Genomic DNA, 11284 nt, shown 5'->3' with positions numbered 1-11284 from the left:
CGCTGCCAGCTTTTCAGGCGCAGCCGATGCTCAGTACGATGTCCTGGTGCTTGGCGCTGGTCCTGGCGGGTATTCAGCCGCTTTCCGGGCCGCCGACCTCGGGCTTAAGGTCGTATTGGTGGAACGCTACGCCACATTGGGTGGCGTCTGCCTGAATGTGGGCTGCATTCCTTCAAAGGCATTGCTGCACACGGCATCAGTGCTTGAAGAGGCTCAGTCGCTGTCTACGCATGGCATTTCGTTCGGCGCTCCAAAAATAGACCTGGACGCGGTACGCGGCTACAAGGACGGTGTTGTTGCCAAACTAACAGGCGGGCTTGCAGGCATGGCCCGCGCACGCAAAGTAACCGTGCTAACCGGACTTGGCCAGTTTGTTGACCCACATCACTTGTCCGTCACAGATGCCGACGGTAAAAGCCAGACTATTCAGTTCGCCTCAGCCGTTATCGCCGCAGGCAGTCAGTCGGTGAAGCTGCCGTTCTTGCCGGATGACAGCCGCGTAGTCGATTCCACCGGCGCACTGTTGCTGTCGAGCATTCCCAAAAAAATGCTGATCGTCGGCGGCGGTATTATCGGACTCGAAATGGGCACGGTTTACTCGGCTCTGGGTTCGCGGCTGGATGTGGTCGAAATGCAAAGCGGTCTGATGCAGGGCGCCGATCGTGACCTAGTCAAAGTCTGGGAAAAAATGAATGCCAAGCGCTTTGATCATGTCATGCTCGATACCAAGACCGTGGGTGCAGAAGCTCGCGACGACGGCATATGGGTGACGTTCGAAGGCAAGAATGCGCCCAAGGAAGCCCAGCGCTATGATTTGGTGTTGCAAGCGGTAGGGCGGGTTCCGAATGGCAACAAAATCGCAGCCGATAAAGCAGGCGTTGCCGTGAGCGACCGTGGCTTCATACAAGTGGACAAGCAAATGCGCACGAATGTCCCGCATATCTATGCTATTGGCGACATTGTCGGGCAGCCCATGCTGGCGCATAAGGCCGTTCATGAAGGACATGTGGCCGCCGAAGTCATTGCCGGTCAGAAGAGCTTCTTCGATGCGCGGGTTATTCCGTCTGTCGCCTATACCGATCCAGAAGTGGCCTGGGTAGGCCTGACCGAAGACGACGCCAAGAAGGACGGCATCGCCATTGAGAAAGGCCTGTTTCCATGGGCAGCTTCGGGTCGGGCTATCGCCAATGGCCGCGACGAGGGCTTCACCAAGCTCTTGTTTGACGCGCAGACGCATCGCGTACTGGGTGGGGCGATCGTCGGCACTCATGCAGGCGATCTTATTGGCGAAGTGGCGCTGGCCATCGAAATGGGAGCCGACGCGGTCGACATTGGCAAGACGATACATCCTCATCCAACGCTGGGGGAATCGATAGGGATGGCGGCTGAAGTGGCAGAGGGTAGCTGCACAGATCTTCCTCCACCACGGCGCAAGTAACAGCCAAAAGAAACTTGCTCTGCGTTTCGACGCGGGGCAAGTGCAAGCCACCGGTTTTCAAAGGAAGCCGCCCCTGGGAAATGTTACTATGGGGACCTGCCGTCAGCCCCTCTATAAGTGCTCATCATGTCTCGTCTTGTACCCAGCAAAACCGCCACATTGCAGGAATGGTTAGGTTATCTGGAAACCCTGCATCACACCTCCATAGAACTAGGCCTCGATCGTATCCGCGCGGTGGCCGCAAAGCTTGGGTTAACGTATCCGTTTGTAAAGATAACAGTGGGCGGCACCAATGGCAAAGGGTCTACCTGCGCCATGCTCGAAGCCATTTTGTTGTCATCGGGCTATAAGGTAGGCCTCTATACTTCCCCCCATCTTATCGACTTCAACGAACGCATACGCGTCAACGGAGAACTGGCCAGCGACGAACAAATCGTTCAGCAGTTCCAACAGATCGAAGCAGGGCGGGGCGACATATCCCTGACGTATTTTGAATACACTACACTGGCTGCGCTCATGCTGTTCGAGGCAGAAAAACTGGACGTGGCAGTGCTCGAAGTGGGCCTGGGCGGCCGCCTGGATGCGGTCAACCTCGTCGACACCGATTGCGCCATCATCACCAGTATCGATCTCGATCACACTGATTACCTGGGCGATACTCGTGAAAAAATTGGTTGGGAAAAAGCGCATATATTCCGCGCAGGCCGGCCTGCCATATGCGTCGATCCGATTCCGCCTCAAACGGTTCTAGACTATGCCTCGGAGATCGGCGCCGACCTCTGGCTGTTTGGCAAAGATTTCAACTATTCGGGTGACCGTTTGCAGTGGGCCTATGGTGGTCGCGCCCAGCGCCGCAGCGGCCTTGCTTATCCGGCTTTGCGTGGCGCCAACCAACTGTTGAACGCCACAGCCGCATTGGCGGCCATCGAGGCCTTGCGCCCGCAGTTGGTCGTGCCGCAGCAAGCAGTGCGCATCGGACTGGCGCAGGTTTCTTTACCAGGGCGTCTGCAAATTCTGCCAGGAACGCCAACCATAGTCCTGGACGTCGCGCATAATCCCCACGCAGCAGCCGCACTAGGGCAGAATCTCGACGGCATGGCGTATTATCCCTATACCCACGCTGTCGTAGGCATGTTGAATGACAAAGATGTAGCCGGCGTTATCAGTAAATTGGCCACTCGGGTCGATCACTGGTATTGCGCGGGCCTGGAAGGGGCCAGAGGTATGTCGGGCGAGGCCCTGGCTGCCATGGTTCGCGACGTGGTCAAATCGACCACAGGAAAAGACACATTTGAAAGCCTGAGCCGCGAAGCCAGTCGTTCGGCAAATCATGTCGATACCTCTGCGCCGCATAAGCCCGGAGTGCGTCCCGGCATCGTTTCATCGTCTGCTTCCGACAACATTACGGTTACAAGTTTTGACAGTCCAGTACAAGCGTTTACGCAGGCCAGAAGCCAAGCGTCCGAGAATGATAGAATTCTTGTATTCGGCTCTTTTTCAACGGTTGGCCCGATACTTAACGAACTAGGACGCAAGGTCACTTAGTTCAAATCCACCCGCAGTGGCCGTGATTGTTCTCTAAATAGGTTTTTGCCCCATGGGATTGTTCTCTCGTAACGAGTCTGCCACCGGATCGGGGCGGCGTTCTTCTCCATCAAGTGAATCGCAGGCAAATGACCTGCGCGGTCGCGCACGTCGCCGCCTCATTGGCGCCTTGGCTTTGGTTTTAGCTGCTGTCATTGTCGTGCCTATGCTGTTCGATTCATCGGTGCCGCCAGAGCAGATAAGCACGCCTGTCGTGGTGCCGGCCATTGTCCCTCCCGTCACGCCGGAGGCAAACGAGCCCCAGGTGCCCGTTCAGCCCGATCCGGCGGCATCAGGAAACATCGGAACGGATACGCCTGCTGGCGTGCCGGCCGACCCAGCCCCTGATACGACCGTTACGATGCCGCCCGACAGTGTTATCGCCAGCACTCCGGAACCATCACCGGCAGCTGCCGCGCCTGAACCCGCTGCTGAACCCAAACCCAAGCCCAAGCCAGCTGAAAAGCCTGTCGCCAAGCCAGAGCCCAAACCCAAGCCCGCCGCCGATCGCACTGATGATGGCTCTGTGGCCCTGGCGTTGCTCGAAGGGCGCACACCTGAAAAGAAGGCTGCCGCGCCTGCAAGCAAAGGTAATTTCATCTTGCAAATTGCCGCTTACACCAATGATAAAGACGCGCAGACCAGGCGTGATCGCCTGGTGTCGTCGGGTGTCACAAATGCCTATGTTGAAAATGCCGCCTCGGGCGGGAAGACAACGTATCGGCTACGTGTAGGGCCGTTCCCCACACGCGAAGCGGCCCAGGCAGCGCAGGCCCGCCTGCGTGCATTGGGATATGACAACGGATTTATCTCGACTAAGTGACGAGCTTCGACTATATCGTGCTGGCCATCCTGGGCGTTTCGGCGCTTCTAGGGCTATTACGCGGTCTCGTCAAAGAAGTTCTCTCGCTTATTGCCTATGTCGTCGCCTTTCTGGCAGGTATCTGGTGGGGGCCCGTTGTCTCAACCTGGTTGATCCCCTATCTTGATAACTCCTTGCTACGCACTGCGGTCGCCTATGGCGCCGTTTTTATTATCGTGTTGCTGCTGGTCGGGCTGGTTAACATTACTTTGGCGACCTTAATAAAAAAAACAGGACTGACACCGGCCGACCATGGATTGGGAGGCCTGTTCGGTTTGTTGCGTGGGGCACTTGTCGTGTTGGTTTTAGTAAGCCTGGCCGGTTATACCGAATTGCCAAAAGAAGCTTGGTGGCAAGACGCTAAATTGTCAGGCGCAACGGTACAGGGCATACAACAGGTCAAGTTGATGCTGCCGCCTTCCTTGTCGTCTTGGTTACCATATTGATCGTACTCTCAGGAACATAAAAATGTGTGGAATAGTTGGGGTCGCAGGATCCGCTCCCGTCAATCAGTTGATTTACGATAGTTTGCTGTTGCTGCAGCATCGCGGCCAGGATGCTGCGGGAATTGCCACTTCGCACGAGCAGTTTTTTAATATGCATAAAGCCCATGGCCTGGTGCGCGACGTATTTCGTACTCGCAACATGCGCTCCTTGCCGGGTACTAGCGGCCTGGGGCAAGTGCGTTACCCAACCGCAGGCTCAAGCGATAGTGTCGATGAAGCGCAGCCGTTCTACGTTAATGCGCCGTTCGGGATCACCTTTGTCCATAACGGCAATTTGACCAACTGGCGTGAATTGCGAGATGCGCTTTTCAATGTGGATCGACGCCATATCAATACCAATTCCGATTCGGAAGTGTTGCTCAATGTTTTTGCGCACGAACTTCAACTGGCGGCAAATGGCGGTTCGCTGGATGAGAACGCTATTTTTACCGCCGTCTCGTCCGTGCACAGGCGCGCAAAGGGCGCTTACGCCGTCATCGCTCAAATTGCCAATTACGGTATGGTTGCATTTCGCGACCCGTTCGGTATACGGCCCTTGTGCCTGGGCTCGATCAAGACCGGCAGTCGCACAGAATGGATGGTGGCCTCGGAATCCGTTGCGTTGACTGGCTGTGGTTTCACGCTAGAGCGCGATATTGCGCCGGGCGAGGCAATATTCATCGACCTTGACGGCAACATTGTCAGCCGCCAGTGCGCCGAGGATCCAGCCCTGACGCCTTGCGTGTTCGAATACGTTTATTTTGCCCGGCCCGATTCGCTCATGGACGGGGTTTCCATTTACGATGCCCGTTTGAATATGGGTGAGTATCTTGGCGATAACGTGGCCAAGACCCTGAGGTTGGGGGAAATCGATGTGGTTATGCCTATCCCCGATTCGTCCCGGCCTTCGGCGATGCAACTGGCTGCGCGTCTGGATCTAAGCTACCGCGAAGGATTCATCAAGAATCGCTATATAGGACGTACATTCATCATGCCCGGCCAGGCAGTGCGCAAGAAATCGGTGCGCCAAAAGCTTAGCGCCATCGACATGGAATTCCGCGGCAAGAACGTGCTGCTGGTCGACGACTCCATCGTTCGCGGCACGACGAGCCGTGAAATTGTCGATATGGCTCGCGCAGCCGGCGCCAACAAGGTTTACTTTGCCTCTGCAGCGCCAGCAGTACGATTCCCCAATGTCTACGGCATCGACATGCCCACGCAAACTGAGCTGATCGCAACGGGTCGTGATACAGAGCAGGTCGCTCGTGAAATTGGGGCCGATGGCCTGGTCTACCAGGATTTGGCGGATTTGGAGCAATCGATTCGCGATTTGAATCCTACTGCGATGAAAAACTTCGAGTCATCGTGCTTCAACGGACGCTACGTCACGGGCGATATCGATGCCGCCTATCTGGAACGTTTAAGCCAGACTCGTGGCGTGCGTCCAGCTGCAGGCGAAATGGCAACCAGCGACGAAGATCGCTAAACATGATGAGGCCAAGGGGTTGCACCCCTTGGCGCATTTTTTCGTATCAGTGGCGACGCAGCATGGCAATGAGCGCCAGCACTCCTGTTACGACAAATAAGCCTAAACCCCACAACGCATATTCCAGCCCGAAAAGCTCGACCCTGGCGTCCATGCACGTGGCAAAGATGCCGAACAGCCATGGCGCGTTTGCATCCAGGCCGCTACTGACCATGAAGCGGTCGGCAAAAGTCATATCACAAGAGAACATATTGGCCGCTACGGTGTATTGATACCAGGCGGCTGCAACACCGCCTACACTCAGCACTAAGGCCAACAAGGCGGTGATACGGCCTGCCATGGCGTTGCGCCGGCCCAGCAATAGGCCCGCCCAACACACCAAGGCAATCATCAGAAAAATGAAGCGTTGCAGCACGCACCAGGCACAAGGCCGCATGCCGAAAATATGCTGCGAAACTAAAGCAACTGCTACGGCTGCCACACAGAGTAGCGCAATGATATGTAAAAGCTTGGACGTACCGCTATTCATGGAAAGTTCTCAGAAAGGATGAAGGTAAAGATAATCAAATTCCCAATGCCGCGGCGTCGCGCAATAGCCCCAGCAATAATTCGTGTACGCCATCCCAGACAATTTGGACGCCCAGGCATAGCAATATGAATGCCGACAAGCGCATGAGTACCGCTGTGCCATTAGAACCCAGCTTATGCAGGAACTGGGCGGCGAAGCGCAGGCAAAAATAGACCACCAGCGATGCAACGCCTATGGCAAGCAGAGACCCTGTCAGATTCGTGGCTGTAGCGACTGTTGCCTCTACATGCAGGCTTGCCCCAACGGTAAGGGCGGCCGATATGGCCCCGGGCCCACAGATCATGGGGAAGGTAAGTGGGTAAAAAGCCTTGGACCTTACTTGATCAAATGAATACGCTTCAGCCATGTTCTGTGCGTGTTCGGCATCATAATCGGATGCACTAACCAATCGCCATGCCGTGGCAACAACCAGCAGACCACCGCCGACCCTGATAATTGGCAATGAAATACCAAAAAAGGCCAGCACCAAGTTGCCGGCAACCATGGCGATGGCAAGCATCAGGCATATGTTGATCGCAACCCGTTTTGCAAGCTGGGTACGGGCATTGGCGCTCGCGCCTTCAGTCAGCGTAAGAAAAATCGGCGCCACCGCAGGTGGATTAAGTATGGGAAGCAATGTTGCCAAAGCGAACAGGAAACTGCGCCCGAAGTTGATTACCAGATCGTTGAAGGCCATTGTGGTCTAGAAAAAAGAATGAATCAGGCGCCGACGGTATCCAGCGCGGCGAGTATATTGCGTTCAAATTGTAGCTGGGCTCGAGGATGGCCCAATACATCGCCTTCAATAATGAAGATGTCCTCAACCCTGTCGCCAAGGGTAAGCACCTTGGCCATTTTCAGGTTGATGCGGTTATCGGCAAATACTTGCGCCAGGCTATACAGCAGACCAGGCCTGTCGGAGGCCGTGACAGACAAACGCCATGATGTGCTGCGCTCGTCTGGTTGCAGCTCAACGTTGGGAACGATGGGAAAGACTCTCGATCGTCGCGAGCCTGCGCGTCTGGGTATGCTTTCGGCGCTTTTCTCGCTAGGCTGATCAGGCGTTTCCCTAAGCTGTTCGTCGAGTTCATGTTCGACCAGCGATGCGTGCGAGCGGTAGTCTTTTTCGTGCGGGGGCAGCAGCGCTATAAAACTGTCCAGCGCCCAACCATGATGAGTCGTGTGAATGCGGGCGTCTTGAATACTTAACCCGCGGCGATCGAAATACCGGCAAATCGTCACAAAGAGTTCGTCCGCGTCTTTCGTATACACCATGACCTGCAGTGCTTCGTTCACCCCTATGACACGTGCTTTCACCACTGGGTCTGGGGAGTTGACGCGGTAGTAAAGGTGACGTGTATGCCAGGCAATTTCACTGGCCTCGTGCCTCAGGAAATAAGCAATATCCAGTTGGCCCCAGAATGCGTCGCGGCTTTCATCGCGCAGGCCCATCAGGCGTATTTCATTTGCAGCCAATTCTTTGCGTTGGGCCAGCACAGTGCGGGTGTCGGGATGAGTGCCGCCCAATGACGAGGATGTCAGGCGGTACAGATTCTCAAGCAGCTTGCCTTTCCATGAGTTCCAGACCTTAGGGCTCGTCCCGCGTATGTCTGCGACAGTCAGCAGATATAGTGCCGTAAGGCGGCGCTCGTTCTGCACGCAATGCGCGAACTCGCGTATGACATCGGGATCGCTGAGATCCTTTTTCTGCGCGACGGTGGACATGGTCAGGTGCTGGCGCACCAGGAACTCGACCAGATCGCTGTCCTCGCCTTCTATGCCATGATCCTGGCAAAATTTTCTGGCATCCAGGGCGCCCAGTTCGGAGTGGTCGCCGCCGCGACCCTTGGCTATGTCGTGGAAAAGGGCTGCAATATACAGCAGCCAATGGCGATCAAAATCGGCGATCAACTGACTGGCCAGCGGGTATTCCTGAGCGTGCTCGGGCATGGTAAAGCGGCGCAGATTGCGCACCACCATCAGAGTGTGCTGATCTACTGTATAGGCATGAAAGAGATCATGCTGCATTTGCCCGACAATCCGCCGGAAGACGGGAAGGTAACGCGGCAGAATGTTAAGCATGGTCATGCGCCGCAGTGCATGCACAATACCGCGCGGTTGTTGCAATATCTGCAGAAACTGATGGCGGTTGACCGGATTTTTCCGGAATTGTGTATCGATTCGGTGCCGCGCATGCCACATTGCCCGCAGCGTTTGCCCCGACATCCCTAGTAGTTCGGGGTTTTCCTGCATAACCAGAAAGGCCCTGAACACCAAGGCAGGATTGCGTTCAAAACTGTCTTCGCGGCGTATTCCCAGACGTCCGCGCACCATGCAGAAGTCGTCATCGATGATATGCAATTGGTCATTGGGCGGCGGGAACAGGAACTCTTCGATGCTTTGCATCAAGATGATGTTCAACTGGCTCACTGCGCGCGCTGCCCAATAATAGCGTTGCATGAGTATTTCGCTGGGGCGCCGGTTCTTGACTGCTTCGAACCCATAAATGGCGGCCAGGCCAGGCTGCAGATCGAACAGTACGCGATCCTCACGCCTGCCAGCCAGCAGATGCAGTTCTATGCGCAAACGTTTAAAAGCAACGTCTGCCCGGCGCAAGGCGCGGAACTCAGCGGTAGTCAGTAAATCGGTGCGGGCAATTTCACGCCAGGTGCTGCCCAGGCCGGCCGCTTGGGCCACCCACAATACGGCTTGCAAATCGCGCAAACCGCCAGGCGCCTCTTTGCAATTGGGCTCGAGCGCGTAGGGGGTATCTTGGTGGTGGGCGTGGCGCTGTTGCATTTCAGCGCGCTTCGCCTGGAAGAATGTCTGGGCATCCATCTGTTCGCGCATGACTTCGCACAGCTTGTCCAGCAACGCCTTGTCGCCGTCCAGCCAGCGCACTTCCATCAAGGCGGTTTCAACCGTAATGTCGTTGGCGGCTTCTTGCTGGCATTCCTCGATAGTGCGAACACTATGCCCGGGCTCTATGCCCAGGTCCCACATGGCGGCAATGAAATCCTCGATCATTGCCGTGTCGTCAGCACTTGGCGGCTCTCGCAGCAATATCAGAATATCTACATCGGAATAAGGGTAGAGTTCGCCACGGCCATACCCGCCTACGGCGGCAAGTACCGACCCCGCTGGCAGCGGATAGCGCTGCAGCAGGTCGCACAAAGCCTGGTCGGTAATGCGTCGCAGCGCCGTGAGCAAAAACTCGGGGCGCAAGTGGCTTCTAAAACTGCGTATTGCCTCGTCGCGTCGCTTCGCCAGTTGATCGCGCAACAAAGTCAGTGTTGGCGCGCGCATGTTGTTCCTATCGAATGAAATCAGGCAGCCGTAATGAATGCGGGAGGTGCCGGCATGCCCTTGGATACTGTCAGAATTTCATAACCGGTGTCTGTTACCAGAAGGCTGTGTTCCCATTGAGCGGAAAGGCTATGGTCCCGCGTAACGACTGTCCAGCCATCTGCAAGCGTGCGTATTTCCTTGCGGCCCGCATTGATCATGGGTTCAATGGTGAAAATCATTCCGGCTTGCAGGACCACGCCCGTACCGGGCTTGCCGTAATGCAGGACTTGAGGATCCTGATGAAATTTACGGCCAACACCGTGCCCGCAGTACTCGCGTACAACCGAGAAGCCATTTTTTTCAGCGTGCTTTTGTATGGCGGACCCGATATCACCCAGCGTAGCGCCATGGCGTACTTGCTGAATGCCTTTCCACATGCATTCGTAGGTGGTCTCGGTAAGACGCCTGGCCAGGATGGATGGCTCGCCGATGTAATACATGCGGCTCGTGTCGCCAAACCAGCCATCTTTGATAACAGTGACGTCAATATTCATGATGTCGCCATTTTTAAGCACCTTGTCACCCGGGATGCCGTGGCATATGACATGGTTGACCGAGGTACAGATGGAGGCGGGGAAGGGCGTATAGCCGGGGGGAGCGTAGCCTACCGTGGCGGATTCGACTTGTAGCTCATTCGTAATGAAATCCATGCATAATCGATCGAGTTCGCCAGTCGTAATACCTGCCCGCACATACGGCTCCAGGTAGTCCAGGGTGGCGGCAGCAGCTTGGCAAGCGGCGCGCATTTTATCGAGATCAGCGGGGTCAGTAACGAGACTACTCATGGCAACTTGAATTAGGTGGGCTAAAAATAGTAGAATTATAGGCTTTCTTAAATTTCCTTTAAGAAAGGAGCTCTTTTTTGGAAGGCAGTGCAGGCAATGCACAAGCAACCAAAGGCCCATTATAGGCCTTTAGGCAAAACCCTTTGGGGTGCGCCTGGGTTGTGCGGGTCAGCCATTCAAAAATCATGCTCAAAAATCGCGTGCCCGGTTACCACAGGGTGTTTGGCTTTTCGATTGCGTTATACGCACGGTCAGCTGAATGCAAACTTGGCACAAGACTAAACCCTCGGAGAATATTATGTCGTTAATGCGTGAAATGCTAGAAGCTGGTGTGCACTTTGGCCACCAAACCCGTTACTGGAACCCCAAGATGGCGCCGTACATCTTTGGTCAGCGTAACAAGATTCACATCGTCAACCTTGAGCAAACGGTAGTCAAATACCAGGAAGCAGCCAAGTTTGTACGTCAAATCGCTGCTCGCGGCGGCAATGTCCTGTTCGTCGGCACCAAGCGCGCAGCCCGCGAACTCGTAGCCGCCGAAGCAGCTCGCTGCGGCATGCCTTATGTCGACAGCCGTTGGCTGGGTGGCATGATGACCAACTTCAAGACGGTCAAAAGCTCGATCAAGCGCCTGAAAGAAATGGAAGTGCAATTGGCCGACGGCGCAACCGAACGCATGAGCAAGAAAGAAGCGCTGATGTTCGATCGCGAACTCGAAAAGCTGAACA

General features: G+C 55.5%; 10 protein-coding genes. 6 read left to right on the top strand and 4 right to left on the bottom strand.

Annotated elements, in window-relative coordinates; genetic code table 11:
* From lpdA to purF, 5 genes are all read left to right on the top strand, one after another.
* On the top strand, nt 1-1438 hold a 1438-nt coding region (gene lpdA / locus ABWO67_RS16440), incomplete at its 5' end, for a dihydrolipoyl dehydrogenase (protein ID WP_353153465.1).
* Nucleotides 1439-1564: 126 nt separating this feature from the next.
* Nucleotides 1565-2983 (top strand): bifunctional tetrahydrofolate synthase/dihydrofolate synthase, encoded by a 1419-nt coding sequence (gene folC, locus ABWO67_RS16435; protein ID WP_353153464.1) that lies wholly within the window; start codon nt 1565-1567, stop codon nt 2981-2983.
* Between the two features lie 52 nt (nt 2984-3035).
* Nucleotides 3036-3845: an SPOR domain-containing protein gene (locus ABWO67_RS16430; protein ID WP_353153462.1), complete on the top strand. Its 810-nt coding sequence runs from the start codon at nt 3036-3038 to the stop codon at nt 3843-3845.
* On the top strand, nt 3842-4330 hold the full coding sequence (locus tag ABWO67_RS16425) for a CvpA family protein (RefSeq protein ID WP_353153460.1): 489 nt from the start codon (nt 3842-3844) through the stop codon (nt 4328-4330). Before ABWO67_RS16430 ends, ABWO67_RS16425 begins: the two co-directional genes overlap by 4 nt.
* A 22-nt stretch (nt 4331-4352) precedes the next feature.
* Nucleotides 4353-5855 carry an amidophosphoribosyltransferase gene (purF, locus tag ABWO67_RS16420; RefSeq protein ID WP_353153458.1) on the top strand — a complete coding sequence of 501 codons (1503 nt, stop codon included), beginning with the start codon at nt 4353-4355 and terminating at the stop codon, nt 5853-5855.
* A 46-nt stretch (nt 5856-5901) separates the two neighbouring features.
* Here purF and ABWO67_RS16415 read toward each other — a convergent pair whose 3' ends face one another.
* The 4 genes from ABWO67_RS16415 to map are packed head-to-tail and all read right to left on the bottom strand — an operon-like array spanning nt 5902 to nt 10556.
* Nucleotides 5902-6384, bottom strand: coding sequence for a disulfide bond formation protein B (locus ABWO67_RS16415; protein ID WP_353153456.1), 483 nt, complete (start codon nt 6382-6384; stop codon nt 5902-5904).
* 34 nt (nt 6385-6418) lie between these two features.
* Nucleotides 6419-7120, bottom strand: coding sequence for a MarC family protein (locus ABWO67_RS16410; RefSeq protein WP_353153454.1), 702 nt, complete (start codon nt 7118-7120; stop codon nt 6419-6421).
* Nucleotides 7121-7143: 23 nt separating this feature from the next.
* A complete protein-coding gene (locus ABWO67_RS16405) occupies nt 7144-9729 on the bottom strand; it encodes a [protein-PII] uridylyltransferase (protein WP_353153452.1) in 2586 nt (861 codons plus the stop codon).
* A gap of 20 nt (nt 9730-9749) precedes the next feature.
* Entirely contained in the window at nt 9750-10556 is an 807-nt protein-coding gene (gene map / locus ABWO67_RS16400) for a type I methionyl aminopeptidase (RefSeq protein ID WP_353153450.1), read from the bottom strand.
* 298 nt (nt 10557-10854) lie between these two features.
* Between map and rpsB the strand changes: the two genes are divergently transcribed.
* A partial coding sequence (gene rpsB / locus ABWO67_RS16395) for a 30S ribosomal protein S2 (protein WP_353153448.1) occupies nt 10855-11284 on the top strand: 430 nt, incomplete at its 3' end.

This window comes from Pollutimonas bauzanensis (assembly GCF_040393045.1).
GTDB classification, from domain to species: domain Bacteria; phylum Pseudomonadota; class Gammaproteobacteria; order Burkholderiales; family Burkholderiaceae_B; genus Pollutimonas; species Pollutimonas bauzanensis_A.
Note: the sequence above shows the minus strand (reverse complement) of the source record. Positions and strands in the feature narration are given on the sequence as shown.